Below are 17,732 nucleotides of genomic sequence, written 5' to 3' on the forward strand. Positions count from 1 at the left end.
GTGGCCGCCGAGATGCCTGATGCGAGGACCAGATGCCGGCCGTGCCTATCCTGATGATCGATGACGATGCCGAGCTTGGCGCGATGCTGACCGAATACCTCGCCGCCGAGGGGTTCGAGACCACCGTGATGCTGACCGGCGAGGCGGGGGTGGCCGCGGCGCTGGGCGGCGGTTTCGCGGCGGTGATCCTGGATATCATGCTGCCACGGATCGGCGGGCTCGACGTGCTGCGCCGGATCCGCCATGCCAGCCGGGTGCCGGTGATCATGCTGACCGCGCGCGGCGACAATGTCGATCGGGTGGTCGGGCTGGAACTGGGGGCCGACGACTATGTGGCCAAGCCCTGCTATCCGCGGGAACTGGTGGCCCGACTCCGCGCGGTGCTCAGGCGTACGGATGCGGCATCGATGATCAGCCCGTCGGTGCTGGTCCTGGCCGGCATCCGGCTGGAGCCCGATGGCCGCCGGGTGACCATCGACGGCCAGGACGCCGAGCTGACGGTGACCGAGTTCAACCTGCTGGAACGGCTGCTGCGCGCCGGCACCCGGGTGATATCGAAGGATGAATTGTCGCGCGAGGTTCTGGGACGGCCGCACGAGGCCTATGACCGCAGCCTGGATGTGCATATGAGCCATCTGCGCCGCAAGCTTCAGGATTATGGCGCCGACGACACCCTGTTCGAAACCGTGCGCGGCATCGGCTATCGCGTGCGGCAGGATTGACCGCCATGAACAGGGTTGCGGCGGGATTGTCGGCAATGCGCGGGCGTCTGTTCTGGAAAATCCTGTCGGGCTTCGCGATCACCTTCTTCGTGATGGTCGAGACGCTGTGGCTTCTGTTGATGCTCTATGGCGAGCCGCCGCGCCCGGTGCTGGATCTTTATGTGACACGGATCGTCCCGAGCGAATTTGCCACGGCGGCCGTGATGTTGAACCGGGGCGGCAAACCGGATTTCGACGACTGGCTGATAACCCAGCCTGCGGCGACCCGGGCCGCGCTGACGGCGACACCATTGGAGCCCGGCACCACACCGCAGACATCGATACAGGTGGGGCACGAGGTGCTGACACGCGATGTCGTGACAGCGGATGGCAGGGTCTGGCGCCTGTCGCGTCGAATGACCGACCTTATGCCGCGTCCGCCGGATCGTGGGCTCGCGCATATCCCGCCCAACATCCTGCTGATGGGCGCCGCCGGAGGATTGGTCTTCAGCACCGTGCTGGCATGGTATCTGACCCGGCCGATCCTGCGCCTGCGCGACGGGTTCGAGCGGCTGGCGCGGGGCGAACTGAGTGTGCGGCTGGGGGCATCCATGGGTCGCCGGCGTGATGAACTGGCCGATCTGGCCCGCGATTTCGATGTCATGGCGGCGCGTCTTCAACAGACCGTGTCGGCGCGCGACCGGCTGCTGCACGATGTGTCTCATGAATTGCGCTCGCCACTCGCCCGGCTTCAGATGGCGGTGGGCCTGGTGCGGCAATCCCCGGCCAGGATCGAGAGCACGCTGGCCCGGCTGGATCTGGAAACCGCCCGGCTGAATGCCATGGTCGGCGAGTTGCTCACCCTGTCACGGGTGGAGAGCGATGTGCCGCGCCATGAGGATTATGTCGACCTGCATGGCCTGATCGCATCTGTAACCAGCGATGCGCGCTTCGAAGCCGGGCCGCTGGCCGTGACCGTGGACAGCCGGATCACGCCGGCCGCCACGCTGTCGGCCACCGGCATGATCGTGAAGGGCAGCGCCGAACTGCTGCGCCGGGCGATCGAGAACGTCATCCGCAACGCCCTGCGCTTCTCGCCGCCGGGTGGCACCGTGCTGGTGACCGTGGGGGTCGACGATGCCGGCCGCCGCCATGTTCTGACCGTGGCCGACAGCGGCCCCGGTGTGGCGCCGGATCTGCTGGCCACCATGTTCGATCCGTTCGTGCGCGGCGTTGATGGCAATGCGGGGGCCGGACCCGGCCTATCGGGCCAGGGCCAGGGCTATGGCCTGGGTCTTGCCATCGCGCGGCGCACGATCGAGGCTCATGGCGGCAGCATCACCGCCCGCAACCGGCCGGAGGGCGGGTTGACGGTGGTGGTGACCCTGCCCTGGACGATGGAGGCGTGAGGCAACGACGATGACCCGCCGGCTCGTCAGTCCTGAAACGCCGCCATCACCGCATCGAGCACCGGCCGGATGCGGACGGCACGGTCGGGGCGGAAGCCGAAGGGTGGGCCATCTTCGTCCATATAGGTGGCCTGGACCAGTTCCATCTGCACGGCCTCGACGCCCTCGGCCGGGCGGCCGTAATGGCGGGTGATATGGCCGCCGACGAAACGGCCGTCGGTGACGGCGGTGAAGCCCGCGGCACCGGCCGCGGCGTCGAGCGTGGCGGCGACCCGCTTGCGTCGCGCCGGATCCAGGCTGGTGCCGCGGGCGGTGCCGAGATTGAGGTCGGGCAGCCGGCCATCGAACAGCCGGGGCACGGTGCCGCGGATCGAATGCGCGTCCCACAGCAGGGCACGACCATGGGTTTCGCGCACCCGTGCCAGTTCGGCGGCAAGGGCATCATGATAGGGCTGCCAGCAGGTGGTGACGCGGCCGGCGATTTCGGCATCATCCGGTTCGTCGCCGGCAAGATAGATCGGGGCGCCATCGAACAGCGTCGTCGGACACAACCCGGTGGTCGCCTGCCCCGGATACAGGCTTTCCCCTGATGACGGCCGGTTGAGGTCGATCACATAGCGCGACAGCCGGGCGGCGATGATCGTGGCGTCGAAGCGATGCGCGAAATCGTAGAGCAGCGGGATGTGCCAGTCGGTGTCGGGCAGGGCGCGGGCCGCATCGGTCAGCCGCGCCGCCATGTCCGGCAACAGGCCCGTGCCGCAATGGGGCATGCTGATCACCAGCGGCGAGCCGCCGCGATGGAGCGTGAACACCGGGTCCGGGGCTGTGGCAGGGTCAATGGGTGTGGTGGTCATCGGGTCAGGCTCCGCTGGCATCGAGGGTGAGGCTGGTCAGGTCGCAGAACCGGCCGTCACGGACCATGCAACCGGCGGCGGCGAGGTCGGGCGCGAAATAGCGGTCGGTGTCATAGCGCGGCACCTCGGCGCGGATGCGGGTCATGGCCGCCTCGACCGCTGCCGCCGCGCGCAAGGGACGGTGGAATTCCAACCCCTGTGCCGCCGCCAGCAATTCGATGCCGACGATGTCGGCGACATTGTCGGCGATATCGCCCAGCCGGCGGGCGGCGAAGGTCGCCATGCTGACATGGTCTTCCTGATTGGCGGAGGTCGGCAGGCTGTCGACGCTGGCCGGATGGGCGAGGGATTTATTCTCCGACGCCAGCGCCGCCGCGGTGACATGGGCGATCATGAACCCCGAATTCAGCCCGGCATCGGCGACCAGAAAGGCCGGCAGGCCGCTGATCGAGGCATCGATCAGCATCGCGATCCGCCGCTCGGCCAGGGCACCGATTTCCGAAGCGGCGATCGCCAACTGGTCGGCGGCCATCGCCACCGGCTCGGCGTGGAAATTGCCGCCCGAGATCACCTCGGCCGTATCGGTCATGACCAGTGGGTTGTCGGTGACGCCGTTCGCCTCGATGGTCAGGGTGCGCGCGGCCATGCGCATCTGATCGAGCACCGCCCCCATCACCTGCGGCTGACAGCGCAGCGAATACGGATCCTGGACCCGGTGACAGTCGGGGCCCTGATGGGCGGCGTTCAGCGGGCTGCCGGCCAGCAGCGCGCGATAGGCGCCGGCGGCATCGATCTGGCCGGTCTGGCCGCGCAGGGCATGAATGCGCGGGTCGAAAGGCTTGTGGCTGCCCATCACCGCCTCGACCGCGATCGCGCCCGAGACCAGGGCCGAGCGGTAGCAGCGTTCAATACGGAACAGCCCGTCCAGGGCGAGGGCGGTGGAGACCTGGGTGCCGTTGATCAGCGCCAGACCTTCTTTGGCGCCAAGTTCGACGGGTTCGAGCCCGGCCCGGGCCAGACCCGCCGCGGCATCCATGCGCGTGCCATCGACCATCACCTCGCCTATGCCGAGCAGCACCCCGCAGAGATGGGCCAGCGGCGCCAGATCGCCCGACGCGCCGACAGACCCCTTGGACGGGATCACCGGCAGCACGTCGGCGGCATGCAGCCGCAGCAGCGCCTCGACCAGCGCCGGGCGGATGCCCGATGCGCCGACCGCGAGGCTGGCGGCCTTGATCGCCAGGATCAGCCGCACGACCGGTGCCGCCAGCGGCGCACCGACGCCGGTTGCGTGTGACAGGATCAGGTTGCGCTGCAGCCGGGCAAGATCGCCGGCCGCGATCCGCTTCTGTGCCAGCTTGCCGAAACCGGTGTTGATGCCATAGACCGCCTCGTCGCCGGCGGCGATGGCGGCGACGATATCGGCCGAGGCGGTCATGCGGCCGCTGGCTCCGTCATCCAGCGTCAGCACCGGGCGTCCGGACCAGATCCGGCGCAGGTCGTCGAGCGTCATCCGGCCGGGGGCGAGCATCAGGCGGTCGGCATCGGCAGTGGCGGTCATGCGTGCAGCCTTTCCAGCGTGGCCCGGAAGCGCCGGGCGATGTGGTCTTCATGGGCATGACGGCCACCGGCGACAACCTGCCGGCCACCAACCAGCACATCGCGGACCAGCGGCCGGTTGCCGGCGAAGATCCAGCCATCGAGAATGCCGTCGCCGCGGCGGGCGACCATCAGCGGATCATCGGCGTCGAGCACCACGATATCGGCGCGCAGGCCGATGGCGATGGCGCCCGCATCCAGCCCCAGCGCCTGCGCGCCGCCCTGGGCTGCGGCCGTATGCAGGTGCCGGCCGGTGGCGCGGCCGGGGCCGCCGGCCAGAACGGTGCGCCGGCCGCTGATCAGGCGCTGGCCATATTCCAGCAGCCGGAGTTCTTCAACCGGGCTGACCGAGATGTGGCTGTCCGATCCGATGCCGATCCGGCCGCCTTCGGCCATGAAGGCTTCGGCCGGGAACAGGCCGTCACCCAGATTGGCCTCGGTGGTCGGGCACAGCCCGGCAACGGCGCCGCTGGCCACGATCCGGCCGCGTTCGGCATCGGAGATATGGGTGGCGTGAACCAGGCACCAGCGCTCGTCGACTTCGGCCTGATCGAACAAGACATCGACCGGCCGCCGGCCGGTCGCGGCCAGACAATCCGCCACCTCCTGCGGCTGTTCGGCGATATGGATATGCACTGGGCCCAGCGGTCGTGCCGCCAGCACCCGCGCCAGCAGATCGGCCGGCACCGCGCGCAGCGAATGCGGCGCGATGCCGACGACCAGATCGTCATCGCCCGATGCCATGGTGTCGAGCCGTGACACCAGTGCCAGGAACCGGTCGCTGTCGAGAATGAAGCGGCGCTGACCATGACCGGGGGGCTTGCCGGCAAAGCCACCGGCCGCATACAGCACCGGCAGCATGGTCAGGGCGATGCCGGCCTCACGGGCGGCGGCAACCGCCCGCAGGCTCATCTCCGACGGATCGGCATAGGGCCGGCCGTCGATGTCGTGATGCAGGTAATGGAACTCGCCGATCGCGGTGAACCCGGCCTTCAGCATCTCGACATAAAGCTGACTGGCCACCGCCTGGAAATCATCCGGGGTCATGCGGTCGAGCGCCGCATACATGGCGCTGCGCCAGCTCCAGAAACTGTCGCCTCCATCGCGGCCGGCGCGTTCACCGAAGCCGGCGATGGCGCGTTGATGGGCATGGCCATGCAGGTTAGGCATGCCCGGCACGGCATGGCCGGTCAGCACCAGATCAGCGCCGGCCGCAGCCGTGGCATCACCGGTGCCGATGGCGGCGATCCGGCCACGGCCATCGATGGTGAGGGAAACGTTATGCGCCCAGCCATCGGGCAGCAAGGCGTGTTTCAGGAACAATCTGCGCATCGGCCTCGCTCCGGGTTTGCCATAGACAAGCCTATACAACCTTAGACAAGGCTGGCAAGATTGTTCCCACAATCCCGCTCGTTCCGATATGTCCGCACCACGGAGAGGCATCATGACCGACAGCCCGCGCTGGGACCGCATCTGGGTCAACATCCATGCGGCCACCATGGTCGACGAGGCGGCAGGGGGCGCTTATGGGGCGATCGGCGATGCGGCCGTGGCGGTAAAGGGCGACCGGATCGCCTGGGTCGGCGCCTTGTGCGATCTGCCCGACCTGCCGGCACGGCTGGCGGCGGAGGTGATCGACGGTCGGGGCGCCTGGATGACGCCTGGGCTGATCGATTGTCATACCCATCTGGTTTATGGCGGCAGCCGGGCGCTGGAATTCGAGGCGCGGCTGAACGGCGCCTCCTATGAAGACATCGCCCGTGCCGGCGGCGGCATCCTGTCGACCGTTACCGCCACACGCGGTGCGGATGAGGAGCGGCTGGCGGCGATGGCCTTGCCGCGTCTGGATGCGCTGCTGGCCGAGGGCGTGACCACGATTGAAATCAAATCGGGCTATGGCCTTGAAACCGACACCGAATTGAGGATGCTGCGCACCGCGCGCCGACTGGGTTGGATGCGGCCGGTGGATGTGCGCACCACCCTGCTGGGCGCGCATGCGCTGCCGCCTGAATTCGCCGATGATGCCGAAGCCTATGTCGATCTGGTCTGTGACGAGATGATCCCGGCGGCGGTGGCTGAGGGGCTCGCCGATGCGGTGGATGCGTTCTGCGAGCGGATCGGCTTCACCGCCGACCAGACCCGGCGGGTGTTCGAGGCTGCCCGCCGCCACGGCCTGCCGGTGAAACTGCATGCCGAACAGTTGAGCGACCAGAAGGGCGCGCTGCTGGCCGCCGGCTTCGGCGCCCTCTCGGCCGATCATCTGGAATATGTCGACGACGACGGCATTGCCGCGATGGCGGCGTCGGGGACGGTGGCGGTGCTGCTGCCGGGCGCGTTCTATATGCTGCGGGAAACGCAATTGCCGCCGGTCGCCGCCTTGCGCGCCGCCGGGGTGCCGATCGCGATTTCCACCGACTGCAATCCCGGCACCTCGCCGGTGACGTCATTGCTGCTGATGCTGAACATGGCCTGCACGCTGTTCCGCCTGACGCCTGAAGAGGCGCTGGCCGGTGTGACGAGGGTTGCGGCCCGGGCGCTGGGGCTGGCCGATCGGGGCCAGATCCGCGAGGGCATGCGGGCCGATCTGGCGCTGTGGCGGATCGAGGCGCCGGCGGCGCTGTCTTATATGGCCGGCTTCAACCCGTGCACCGGGGTGGTGCGGGCCGGCGTGCCGCGTGATCCCCGCCATGGCTTTCCGGTATCGGCTGGCGGGAGTGATGCCGTATGACCCAGGCACTCTATCGCCGGATCAAGGAGGCGATCCGCGCCCGCATCCTGGCCGGGGAATGGGGCGAGGGTTTCCAACTGCCGTCAGAACACCGGCTGCTGGAGGAATTCGGCGTCAGCCGGATGACCGTGCACCGTGCCTTGCGGGAACTCACCGATGACGGGCTGCTGACCCGCGTGCAGGGGGTGGGCACCTTCGTTGCCGGCCGCAGTCCGGGTGTCTCGGTGGTGGAATTGCGATCGATCGCCGACGACATCGCCGAACGCGGCAATCGCCACGCCGCCACCGTCCATGCCCTGGACGAGGTGCGGGCCGATGCCATGCTGGCGCGGCAGATGAACCTGCCCGAAGGCGCCAGGCTGTGGCATTCGGTGGTGCTGCACACTGAAAACGACGTGCCGATCCAGCACGAGGAACGCTGGGTCAATCCGGCCATGGCGCCGGATTATCTGCGGCAGGATTTCACCATCACCACGCCCACCGCCTATCTGCAGGCACTGCATGCGGGGCCCGATGTCGAACATGTCATCGAGGCGACGCTGTCGTCCCGTGTGGTCGCGCGCCTGCTGGGTATTGCCGCGGGCGATCCATGCCTGCGGCTGACCCGCCGCACCTGGGTGCAGGCCCGTGTGGTGACGCTGGCGGTGATGACCCATCCGGCCAGCCGCTATCGTCTGGGCACGCGGTTCCGCGCCGGGCCCGGATCGATGCCGCTTGCGGCCGGATTCTGACCGGCGTCAGCCGGCCAGCCGTGCCAGCAGCCGGCCCATGCCCCTGATCGCCGCCGCCGCGACGGTGCGACGGCGCGGACCCAGGATCGCATCGGTCGGCCCGCGGCCCTCGATCGCCAGATGCCGGCCCAGCGTGCTGCCGAAACCCGCAAGCCAGACGGCCGAAAAGCGGTTGAGCCGGCCCAGGATGCGACGCATGTCTACATACATCACCTGCACGGTTTCGTCGCTGTCGGGGTGCTTCTTGGTCAGGGGCAGGCGGCGCCCGCCCACCGCCTCGTAGAGCGGTGCCAGTTTGGGAATGGCGTCGAACAGCATATAGCGGGCGCCCAGCGACAGCGACAGGCGCTCCACCTCGCGGAACAGATCATAGCGGATGCGGTTGCCGCGGAAATCCGGATGGACGACCAGCCGGGAAATCTCGACGAAACCGCCATCCCAGAACTGATCGGGCACCGGCACCTGCGCCTGCAATTCGCTGCGGCTGCGGTCGCCATCGTTCAGCACCAGACGTGCGGTGGCGATCGGCTTGTCGCCCAGGATCGCCAGGAACACGATCGATGATGCGTCCAGATGATCGGCCCAGTCGGCCGGATCGCGGGCCTCGGGCCTGCGGCCGAAAAAGCGATTGGCGTCGCGGCGCAGGCTCCAGGCCGCGACCAGATCGGCACGCGACGCCACCGGCACCACCCGCAGATGCCGCATCAGCCCGCGTGGCCGCAGGCCATAGGTCCACAAGCCATGGATGCCGAAACCGGGCGCCGTGCAGGTGGCCAGGATCGCCGCACGGTCCACGGCCTGCCGGTCGGCCATGCGCAGCACGATGCGTGTGGTCGCGGCGGCGATACCGTCCGCCGGCACCGGGCCGGCGGCGACCAGCCGGGCGGTCATCCGGAACGGCGTGGCCCAGGGGCGGGTGACGGTCAGGGTCAACAAGGTGCCGGGCACCAGCAGGGCAGGGGGGCCTTCGACATCGGCCACGGCCTCGTAGGGGCCGATCGCGGTGACATGGGCGGGGAAGGCGCGCCGGTTCAGGCTGCGGCCATCGATCATCGCCGGCAGCGCTGTGGCCAGCCGTGGCAGCCGGTCGATCAGCGGCTGGCAGTCGCTGGTCGCAAGCCGGATCAAGCCGGCCTCGCCGTCGATATCGACCAGCACCATGCGCAACGGGTCGAGACGCCGTCGCCAGATCGCCGACCCGTCGACCCGTGGCACCAGGCCGATGGCCGTCGCCGGATCGGCCAGCCGGCTCAAGACCGGGCCGCTGAGCGGTGCGCGGGCCGCTTCGAAGATCCAGACCGGATGCCAGACCGGATGATCGCCGCCATCCGCGCTGGCCGGCGCGATCCGCAGGCGGCCGGCGACGATCAGATCACCGATCACCAGCCGGGCCGCGACATGATGCACCGGCGGCAATGGCACGATGCTGTCCGGATCCTCGACCGGATGATGATGCACATCCATACGGTCGTCGTGCAGAGCCATGTCCGGTTGGGGTTTGGCGGCTGTGACCGGCAGGTCGATCAGGGTCATATGGTGCAACTCCAGGCCGAAGGGGCATTCGCTGCGGCAGCTTCCTGGAGGGAAATCCTAGCGTATTTCTCTTCCTGGTTGACGAAGAAAAGTGAAACACGAAACCAGCCGTGTCACATTATGATTGTTCAAGCCGCAGCCCCGGGAGGTGATGATGGCAGTACAGATCAGACGTGCGGTCGAAAGCGACATGTTCGGCGTCTATAAACTGCTGCGCGGATCGACTCTGAACGCCCGCGGTCTGCCGCTGGATGCGCGGCGGCGGATGTTTCAGCCGCTGTGGGGTGGCGATGAAGGCTATTACGGCTATCTGATGGAAGATGGCGGTGCGGCTGGCCAGGGGCGCGAGGTGATCGGCTTTCTGGGCACCCTGTTCACCACCCGTGAGATTGGCGGGCGCCGCGACGATTTCTGCGAGATCCATAGCTGGTATGTCCGCGACAGCCATCGCGACGAAAGCCTGAACCTGCTGCTGCCGGTGATCGGCATGCGCAAGCGCACCGTCGTCAATCACACACCGACCCAGACGGTTTACGATATCAGCGCGCGGTTCGGGTTCAAGGATCTGGAAACCGGGGTGGTGGCGTTCTATCCGATCCCGGCGACCCTGCGCCGGCCCGATATCGCCACCGGCGACTGGCGGGTGCCCGACCGGCTGGATGCCGCCTCGCTGAAGGCCTATGCCGACCACCGCGACGTCAGATGCCTGCATGTTGTGATCGACGACCCGATGGGTCCGCCGGTCTATGCCCTGTTCAAGACCGTGCGCCGGCGCTGGTTCGAACCGTTCGGCCGGCTGATCCATACCAGTGACCCTGTGGCCTTCGCGCGGCTGGCGGGTGGCGTGGTCTGGCGGCTGTGCCTGAAGAACCGCTGGCAGGCGGTGATCGCCAATCAACTGGTCTTCGAGGGGATGGAGATTCCAGGCGTGGTGCGCAGGGTGCCGCGAGAGGTGCCCTCGCAATTCCGCTCGAAGACGCTGGAGGCAAAAGACCTCGATCAGTTGTGCTCACAGCCTTTGCTGCAGGGCTATCGCCTGCATTGACCCGTGCCGGGGCGCACATCGGGACCTGGGCGTCACTCAGTCGCCGCGTCACTCAGTCGCGATCGGCCATCGCCGCTGCCTTCAGCGGCAGCGGCCGACCGCTGCCGCGGGCCGGCTGGCGGTGTGGCATGGTCGCGCGCGCCGGCTGGGGCATGGCGATGGTGCCCGCCTGGTCGGTGCCGGCCTGGTCGATAGCGGCCTGGTCGATAGCCGCCTGGCCGATGACCGACCGATCGAGGGTCGCTGCCGGTGCGGCAATCTCGGCCGGGGCAGCCGCGTCGCGCGTCGCCGGCACGGCTGTGGCCTCGCCAGTTCCGGCGTCGACCGCGTCGATTCGGAAGCCTTCGACCATCCGGGCCAGTTGGTCGGCATCGCCGATCAACTCGGCCGCGGCCTCGGCGCTGGTGCGGGCGGCGGCGCGGTTGGCGGCGGATGCCGCATGCAACGCGTCCAGTTCCCGCGTCATCAGATCGCCGGCATTGCGTGCATCGGCCACGGCCTGGGCGACCTCGCCCGCGGCATGGGCCACCTCGGCGCTGCTGCCGGCAATCTCGCTGGCGGCGCCGGCCTGATCCGAGACGGCACCGGCAATGGCGACCGCGGCACCATCGGCGCGGCGCACGGCTTCGGCAATTCGCTCCATGCCGGCCTCGATGCGGCTGATGCGGGTTTCCAGATCGGTCATGGCGGTGACGACCTCGCCGACCACCGATTGGCTGGCGACGATCTTGGCGCCGATATTCTCGGCGGCGTCGGCCGACTGGGCGGCAAGCCGCTTGACCTCTGCGGCCACCACGGCGAAGCCGCGGCCGGCCTCGCCGGCGCGGGCGGCTTCGATCTGGGCGTTGAGCGCCAGCATGTGGGTCTGCTGGGCGATGTCGAGAATGAGTTGATTGACCGATCCGATGCCGCGGCTGGATTCGTCCAGCCGTCCCACCGAGCGGGTGGCGTTCCGGGCGGCGGCGGCTCCATCGGCGACCACCTGGCCCACGGCGCGGCCCTCGGCGACCGCCGCCTGCATGGCGTCGGTCACCGCCCGGGCATGGCCGTCGAGATTGCGGTTGGCGTCCACGATCCGCTGGACCGCATCGGATGCGGCGGCGGCGCTGGCGCTTAGTTCCTCGGCAATCGACCCCAGCCCCGACAGCACGCCCATCGCCTGACCGGCGGCATCACGCGCGCCGGCGGCGCGGGCATCGGTTTCATCGGCGGCCATGCCCAGCCGGCCGCCCATCCGGTCCAGATCGCGCGACCGGACGGCAAGAGATGCGCCCACGCCACGCACCCGGCCCAGATCGCCGCGCAGCCGCGCCAGCATATGGTCCAGATCCCGCGCCATCGCGCCGATCTCGTCGCGGCGCCGGCTGGCATGGGTGGTGCCGTCGGCGCGTTCCGCGACCAGATCGCCATCGGCGGCGCGGGCCAGAACCGCGCGCATGCCGCCGATCGGGCGGGTGACGGCGCGGCCGATCAGCAGCCCGGCCAGCAGGGCGGCCACCGCCGCCACCACCGCCAGCGCGATCATCATGAACCGGGTGTCTTCGGTGGCCGCGGCCTCGGCGGCGCCGCGGCTGTCGGCGGCCGATGTCAGATCCTGGCGGCTTGCCGCCAGCAGGCTGGCCGCACGCGGGCCCAGCAGATCGACGGCATCGGCCCGACGGGTCGCGACCTGTTCGCCCAGGCTGCGCAGGGTCTTGGCGTCATCGGCCAGGGTCTTGCGGGCGGCGGCGATCGCCGACAGCGTCTCCAGCCGGCCCGGATGCATCATCTTCAGTTCCAGCGACAGGATCGCGCGGCGGGTCTCGCCGAGGGTCGCATCCATCGCATCGGCATGGGCGGCATCGCCCGAGGCGATGAACAGCCCGGCTTCCTCGCGCGCGGTCAGCAGGAAGCGCTGGATCACCGCCGCCTGATAGGCCGATTGAATGTCCTGATCGATATAGCTGTCGCGAATGATGCCGGTCAGTCCGGCTTCCGACTGCTTGAAAGCCGGTTCCATCCGGTCGCGCCACAGCCCCGCGCGGGCCAGTTCCACCGTTGCCAGATCCTCGACCGCGGCCGCAAAGGCGGCGGTTGCGGTGGATACCGCGTCCGTGGCACTGCCCAGCCTGTCGATATGGCCTTCGGCCGCCCGGACGTGGCCGCGGAAGGCATCCAGTCGCGCGGGATCGCCGGTGGCCACCAGCAGGTCGGCGGCGGCACCGGCGGCCTTCAATTCGGCTTCGGCGGCGGCCATCGCGCGCGCTGCGGCGATGTCGTCCTTGTACAGTGCCAATCCCTGTCCGGCCCGGTCCAGTGCGACGACCGCGGCACCGAAGCCGGCGACGGCCAGAACCAGCAGAACGGCAAAGCCGATCATGAGCTTGCGACGGATGGTCATCGGCGACATGCTCCGCTAACGCGTGAAGAGCCCGCAGCACAGGGCGGGGCCGATGCAGATTGCACCGACCAATCTCTTCAGACGTATAGGCTGATGATGACAGACCGATGTCAGTGCAGTGACGTTTGCGGAATTATTTTGCGGTGCGGCAAATGGGTGGCACTGCTCACGATCGGTCGAGCACCCGGCCGGGCGACATGATGCCGGCGGGATCGATCACCCGCTTCAGCCGTTCCATCAGGCCGACCTCGACCGCCGATCGATAGCGGCGCAAATCGGCGGTCTTCAGCCGGCCGACGCCATGCTCGGCCGAAAAGCTGCCGCCCAGTTCCGCCACCAGATCGTGGACGGCATGGGCGATTTCGTCCCAGCGCGCCAGGAAATCCTGATCGGACATGTCGAGCGGGCGGCTGACATTGAAGTGGATATTGCCGTCGCCCATGTGGCCGAAGGGGCAGAGCCGGGCGCCGGGCACGATCGACAGCACCAGCGCCGTGCCGCGGGTGATCAGGGCCGGCACGTCGGACACCGGCACCGACACGTCGTGCTTGATGCTGGCGCCTTCATGCTTCTGGGCTTCCGACAGGCCTTCGCGCAGGCTCCAGAAGCCATGACGCTGGGCCTCGGAGCGGGCGAGGGCGGCGTCTTCCACCATGCCGGCCTCCAGCGCCTCGGCCAGCAGGCCTTCCAGCAGGTCGTCGAGGGGGATGGGGCCAGCCAGTTCGATCAGCACGAACCATGGCCCTTCGGCCGATGGCAGCGGATGCATCATGCCGGGCAGGTGGCGGAGCGCGAAGCCGAGCGGTGTGGCGTTGATCAGCTCGAAGGCTTCCAGCAGATCGCCGGCATGGTCGCGGGCGCGGGCGAACAGGTCGAGTGCCGCATCGGCGGACGGAAGGGCCACGAAGGCGGCGGCGCGATGGCGCGGCATCGGTGCCAGGGTCAGGGCGGCGGCGGTGATGATGCCCAGCGTGCCTTCGGCGCCGGCGAACAGGTGGCGGAGCGCATAACCGGTATTGTCCTTGCGCAGCCGGCGCAGACCGTTCCAGATCCGCCCGTCGGGCAGCACCACCTCCAGCCCCAGCACCAGATCGCGCATGCTGCCGTATCGCAGCACATGCACGCCGCCGGCATTGGTCGAAATCAGCCCGCCGATCCGCGCGCTGCCTTCGGATGCCAGACTGAGCGGGAACAGCCGCCCGGCCTCGGCGGCGGCAGTCTGGACATCGGCCAGGATGCAGCCCGCTTCGGCGATCATGCTGCCGCCGGCGGGGTCGATGTCGCGGATGCGGTTCATGCGGGCCAGACTGACCAGAAGCTCGGTGCCGTCCTCGCTGGGCACGCCGCCGCCGACCAGACCGGTATTACCGCCCTGGGGTATGATGGCAATACCAGCCTCGGCCGCCAGCCCGACCACCGCGGCGACCTCGTCGGTACTACCCGGCATGACCACGGCCGGGGTATGACCGGTCCACAACCCCCGCCACTCCTTCAGATGCGGCGCCATCATGGCGGGATCGTCCCGCCAGCCCCTGGGGCCGACGATCGCGCGCATCCGCTCCAGAACATCGGGAGAGGGGGCGGGGCGGGCAGTGGCGGCGGGGCGGTCGGCGGGGGACATGGGCGATGGCTTTCCGTATCGCGAAACGCGGATGGGCGCTGCATTGCGGGGCTGGCGGCGGCGCACGGGACGCATTAGATTGCGCGCCATGACGCTGCATCTTGTCAAACTGGCCGTCGGGGTCAACTCGATCGAGCATCTGGCCGCCCTGCAGACCGCACGGCTGGCCGAGGCCCGCGATGCCGGCCGGCCGCCGGTTCTGGTTCATGTCACCCGCCAGATGCCCCGCGATGTCGCCGGGCTGCTGGATGGCGGCTCGATCTATTGGGTGATCCGCGGCTTGATCGCGGTGCGCCAGCGCCTGACCGCCATCGAGCCGGTGGAGGGCGGCGACGGCATCCGCCGCTGTGCCCTGGTGCTGGACCCGCAACTGGTCGAGGTGGAGACGGTGGCGCGCAGACCCCATCAGGGCTGGCGCTATCTGAAGCCGGAAGACGCGCCACCCGACCGCCGTGCCGGCAGCGTGGAAGGCGGCGATCCCGCGCTTGCCGCCGAACTCAGGGCGCTTGGTCTGCTGTAAAGGCGCCGAGGATGTCGATCTCGTCCATTCCGGCGATCTCGTCGAGTCCGGCGTCGTCCATGTCATCCGCGGCCGACCGGGCTGTCGTGATGGCCGGAAGGATGACCGCGATCGTGGTGCCCTGGCCGACGGCGCTTTGAATGTCGAGCCGGCCGCCATGCAGCTCGGCGAAGGTGCGCGACAGCGGCAGCCCCAGCCCGGTGCCGGCATGGCGGCGCGACAGACTGCTGTCGATCTGACCGAAACGGCTGAGGGCGACCGGGATTTCGTCGGCGCTCATGCCGATGCCGGTATCGGTGACGGTGAAGCGGACATTGCGGCCGACCATATCGGCCCGAAAACCCAACTGCACGCTGCCACCTGCCGGGGTGAACTTGACCGCGTTCGACAGCAGGTTGAGCAGGATCTGGCGCAACCGCCGGCGATCGCCGCGGATGCTGGCGGCATGCTCCGGCAGATCCACCACCAGATTGACGCCGGCCTGATCGGCGCGCGGCGCGATCATCCGGGCGGCCTCTCGCACCAGCACCAGCGGGTCCAGCGGTTCCAGGTCGAGCGGCAGGCCGGTGGCGTCGGCCTTGGCGATATCGAGCAGGTCGTTGATCAGCGACAGCAGATGTTCGGCCGAGCCATGGATGTCGTGGACATATTCCAGATAGCGGGGATGCCCGATGGCGCCCAGCATCTGGGTCATGATGATTTCCGAGAACCCCAGAACCGCATTCAGCGGCGTGCGCAGTTCGTGGCTCATATTGGCGAGGAATGCGCTTTTCGCGGCATTGGCCCGTTCCGCCTCCTCGACCGCCAGATCGAGCGCGCGGTTGCGCTCGGCCATGCGGGCGACCAACCGGCGCATCACGTCGAGCGCCGTTCCCACACCCAGATAGCGGCCGGCGCTGACGACCACGAAACCGGCGGAGAACGGGCCGCCGCCGGCGGCGGTGATCTCGGCACCCAGACCTTCGATGCCCAGACCCTCGTCGATGGTGAGGGGGGCAGTGGTCATCAGCTCGCGGATCGGGCGCCGTGCATAAAGGTCGCGGATGAACGGCCGCGCGAATTCGTAAAGCAGTTGGGTGCGGCCGACCAGCCCGATCGGGATCATGTGGTGATCGACCACCGCCAGCGCCGGCAATGCCGGGTCACGGATGAAGCGGTCGACGACATCCAGGCAATGCGTCTCCGGACCGATCGGGGCGGCCCGGATGGCAATGGCTCCGGCATGCCAGTCCGGCCGGTGGGTCGAGACGATCTGATCGTCGAGACCCGCCATGCGGCCGCCCCGGACATCAGCCGGGGCGGCCAGCGCGCGTTCGATCAGCCGGTCGAGATCCTGTTCCCGCGCATGTCGCATCGATACCGGGCCCTTGGCCATCATTGAGTCCGCCACACTATGCCGGCTTGATGTCGGTGTGATGACGGTCGCGTGGCGTTTCCCCGGCGGGGCCCGCCTGCGGGCCGGCCGGCATCGATGTCTGTGGTCGCGGTGCGGCGGCTCGGCCGAGCCGGTCGCCGAGAGCGCCGAGCAGATCGGCCGCGTCGGCAGTGCCGCCGGCTGCCGGCCGCCGGTCGAGCGGTGCGACCGCGATGCCATCGATGTCGTCGAGGGCATCGGCTTCACGCAGCCGGGCATAGAGCCGGCGCGCGGCTTCCACCGGATCGGCGCCCGCCGACAGCGACAGCACGGCGGCAAAGCCGGCCGGCGGCGGGCCGAAGGCCAGCAGAACCTCGCGATGTCCGGGAAGCGGTGCCACAGCGTTCAGCCGCACCCGGCGGCGCGGCGCGTAATGGCTGCCCAGCATGCCGGGCGATGGCAGGGCGGTGTGGCCGTCGTCGCGGTCGTCACCGATGGGGGGGGCGCCTTCAACCGCATCCGCCCCCATCGCCCGGCGCAGCATCGAGACGGTGACCGCACCGGGCCGCAGCACCCGCAGCAGCGGTCCGCTGAGGTCGATGACGGTCGATTCGACGCCGACCCGGCAGGGGCCGGCGTCGAGCACGGCGGCGATCCGGCCATCGAGATCGGCCAGGACATGATCGGCGGTGGTGGGGCTGACATGACCGGAGCGGTTGGCGCTGGGCCCGACAAGCGGCCGGCCGGCGGCGCGGATCAGGCGGCGGGTCACGGCCAGAGCCGGCACACGCACGGCAAGCGTCGGTCCGCCGGCCGTGGCGGCATCGGCAATCGGGCAATCTGGCCGGCGTGGCATCACCATGGTCAGCGGTCCAGGCCAGAAGGCCGCGGCAAGCCGGACCGCACGGTCATCGGCCCGCACCAGCGCCAGGGCGCTATCGGCATCGGCCGCATGAACGATCAGCGGGTTGCGCGATGGCCGCCCCTTGGCCGCATAGACCGCGGCCACAGCCGCATCCGAGGTGGCATCGCCACCCAGCCCATAGACGGTCTCGGTCGGAAACGCCACCAGCGCCCCCGACCGCAGCAGGGATGCCGCCTGATCGAGAGCCGCGGCGTCATTGCCATCGCCGCCGCCATCGTCGGCGGTCACGCGCAACCGGCTGGTGACGGCAAGGCCGTGGCCGGCATCGCCTGTGGTCGATGAGGGCGCGCCGGCGGATGCCGGATTCTGGGTGTGGTCCGTCACGGTATGGA

14 protein-coding genes are annotated in these 17,732 nt (G+C 69.1%); 6 read left to right on the forward strand and 8 right to left on the reverse strand.

Annotation, left to right across the window (positions count from 1 at the left end; all coding sequences use genetic code 11):
• Positions 1-41: 41 nt before the first annotated feature.
• Both WG924_RS00115 and WG924_RS00120 read left to right on the forward strand, forming a co-directional pair.
• On the forward strand, positions 42-722 hold the full coding sequence (locus tag WG924_RS00115; RefSeq protein WP_345931718.1) for a response regulator: 681 nt from the start codon (positions 42-44) through the stop codon (positions 720-722).
• 5 nt (positions 723-727) lie between these two features.
• Positions 728-2,110: a HAMP domain-containing sensor histidine kinase gene (locus tag WG924_RS00120; protein ID WP_345930795.1), complete on the forward strand. Its 1,383-nt coding sequence runs from the start codon at positions 728-730 to the stop codon at positions 2,108-2,110.
• Between the two features lie 26 nt (positions 2,111-2,136).
• Here WG924_RS00120 and hutG read toward each other — a convergent pair whose 3' ends face one another.
• Genes hutG through WG924_RS00135 form a run of 3 tightly spaced genes read right to left on the reverse strand, consistent with a single transcriptional unit; the run spans position 2,137 to position 5,895 of the window.
• Positions 2,137-2,964 (reverse strand): N-formylglutamate deformylase, encoded by an 828-nt coding sequence (gene hutG, locus WG924_RS00125; protein ID WP_345930796.1) that lies wholly within the window; start codon positions 2,962-2,964, stop codon positions 2,137-2,139.
• A gap of 4 nt (positions 2,965-2,968) precedes the next feature.
• Positions 2,969-4,525: a histidine ammonia-lyase gene (gene hutH, locus WG924_RS00130; protein WP_345930798.1), complete on the reverse strand. Its 1,557-nt coding sequence runs from the start codon at positions 4,523-4,525 to the stop codon at positions 2,969-2,971.
• Complete coding sequence (locus tag WG924_RS00135) at positions 4,522-5,895, reverse strand: formimidoylglutamate deiminase (RefSeq protein WP_345930799.1); 1,374 nt, start codon at positions 5,893-5,895, stop codon at positions 4,522-4,524. Before WG924_RS00135 ends, hutH begins: the two co-directional genes overlap by 4 nt.
• A gap of 112 nt (positions 5,896-6,007) precedes the next feature.
• Between WG924_RS00135 and hutI the strand changes: the two genes are divergently transcribed.
• Positions 6,008-7,291 (forward strand): imidazolonepropionase, encoded by a 1,284-nt coding sequence (gene hutI / locus WG924_RS00140; RefSeq protein ID WP_345930800.1) that lies wholly within the window; start codon positions 6,008-6,010, stop codon positions 7,289-7,291.
• Positions 7,288-8,022 (forward strand): histidine utilization transcriptional repressor HutC, encoded by a 735-nt coding sequence (hutC, locus tag WG924_RS00145; protein WP_345930801.1) that lies wholly within the window; start codon positions 7,288-7,290, stop codon positions 8,020-8,022. The genes hutI and hutC overlap by 4 nt, the downstream gene beginning before the upstream one ends.
• 6 nt (positions 8,023-8,028) lie before the next feature.
• Here the strand turns inward: hutC and WG924_RS00150 are convergent, their stop codons facing one another.
• The gene (locus tag WG924_RS00150) at positions 8,029-9,555 is read right to left on the reverse strand and encodes a GNAT family N-acetyltransferase (RefSeq protein WP_345930802.1); all 1,527 of its coding nucleotides are present in this window, start codon (positions 9,553-9,555) and stop codon (positions 8,029-8,031) included.
• Between the two features lie 154 nt (positions 9,556-9,709).
• Here WG924_RS00150 and WG924_RS00155 point away from each other — a divergent pair, with 154 nt between their 5' ends.
• Positions 9,710-10,600 carry a hypothetical protein gene (locus WG924_RS00155; RefSeq protein WP_345930803.1) on the forward strand — a complete coding sequence of 297 codons (891 nt, stop codon included), beginning with the start codon at positions 9,710-9,712 and terminating at the stop codon, positions 10,598-10,600.
• A 52-nt stretch (positions 10,601-10,652) separates the two neighbouring features.
• Here the strand turns inward: WG924_RS00155 and WG924_RS00160 are convergent, their stop codons facing one another.
• Positions 10,653-12,980, reverse strand: a complete 2,328-nt coding sequence (locus WG924_RS00160; RefSeq protein ID WP_345930804.1) for a methyl-accepting chemotaxis protein — start codon at positions 12,978-12,980, stop codon at positions 10,653-10,655.
• 166 nt (positions 12,981-13,146) lie between these two features.
• Entirely contained in the window at positions 13,147-14,601 is a 1,455-nt protein-coding gene (locus tag WG924_RS00165) for an FAD-binding oxidoreductase (RefSeq protein ID WP_345930805.1), read from the reverse strand.
• Between the two features lie 88 nt (positions 14,602-14,689).
• Here WG924_RS00165 and WG924_RS00170 point away from each other — a divergent pair, with 88 nt between their 5' ends.
• On the forward strand, positions 14,690-15,121 hold the full coding sequence (locus WG924_RS00170; RefSeq protein WP_345930806.1) for a DUF1489 family protein: 432 nt from the start codon (positions 14,690-14,692) through the stop codon (positions 15,119-15,121).
• On the opposite strand, the gene WG924_RS00175 is transcribed toward WG924_RS00170, so the two are convergent.
• Both WG924_RS00175 and WG924_RS00180 read right to left on the reverse strand, forming a co-directional pair.
• A complete protein-coding gene (locus WG924_RS00175; RefSeq protein ID WP_345930807.1) occupies positions 15,099-16,475 on the reverse strand; it encodes a sensor histidine kinase in 1,377 nt (458 codons plus the stop codon). The genes WG924_RS00170 and WG924_RS00175 overlap by 23 nt on opposite strands.
• A gap of 37 nt (positions 16,476-16,512) precedes the next feature.
• On the reverse strand, positions 16,513-17,724 hold the full coding sequence (locus tag WG924_RS00180; RefSeq protein ID WP_345930808.1) for an L-threonylcarbamoyladenylate synthase: 1,212 nt from the start codon (positions 17,722-17,724) through the stop codon (positions 16,513-16,515).
• Positions 17,725-17,732 lie beyond the last annotated feature (8 nt).

The organism is Tistrella arctica, from assembly GCF_039630945.1.
Classification (GTDB): domain Bacteria; phylum Pseudomonadota; class Alphaproteobacteria; order Tistrellales; family Tistrellaceae; genus Tistrella; species Tistrella bauzanensis.

Bases quoted from the DNA above. Each gene is read 5' to 3' on its own strand.
- WG924_RS00120 (WP_345930795.1), top strand. From the start codon at position 728: ATGAACAGGGTTGCGGCGGGATTGTCGGCAATGCGCGGGCGTCTGTTC.
- hutG (WP_345930796.1), bottom strand. From the start codon at position 2,964: ATGACCACCACACCCATTGACCCTGCCACAGCCCCGGACCCGGTGTTC.
- hutH (WP_345930798.1), bottom strand. From the start codon at position 4,525: ATGACCGCCACTGCCGATGCCGACCGCCTGATGCTCGCCCCCGGCCGG.
- WG924_RS00135 (WP_345930799.1), bottom strand. From the start codon at position 5,895: ATGCGCAGATTGTTCCTGAAACACGCCTTGCTGCCCGATGGCTGGGCG.
- hutI (WP_345930800.1), top strand. From the start codon at position 6,008: ATGACCGACAGCCCGCGCTGGGACCGCATCTGGGTCAACATCCATGCG.
- hutC (WP_345930801.1), top strand. From the start codon at position 7,288: ATGACCCAGGCACTCTATCGCCGGATCAAGGAGGCGATCCGCGCCCGC.
- WG924_RS00150 (WP_345930802.1), bottom strand. From the start codon at position 9,555: ATGACCCTGATCGACCTGCCGGTCACAGCCGCCAAACCCCAACCGGAC.
- WG924_RS00155 (WP_345930803.1), top strand. From the start codon at position 9,710: ATGGCAGTACAGATCAGACGTGCGGTCGAAAGCGACATGTTCGGCGTC.
- WG924_RS00160 (WP_345930804.1), bottom strand. From the start codon at position 12,980: ATGACCATCCGTCGCAAGCTCATGATCGGCTTTGCCGTTCTGCTGGTT.
- WG924_RS00165 (WP_345930805.1), bottom strand. From the start codon at position 14,601: ATGTCCCCCGCCGACCGCCCCGCCGCCACTGCCCGCCCCGCCCCCTCT.
- WG924_RS00170 (WP_345930806.1), top strand. From the start codon at position 14,690: ATGACGCTGCATCTTGTCAAACTGGCCGTCGGGGTCAACTCGATCGAG.
- WG924_RS00175 (WP_345930807.1), bottom strand. From the start codon at position 16,475: ATGCGACATGCGCGGGAACAGGATCTCGACCGGCTGATCGAACGCGCG.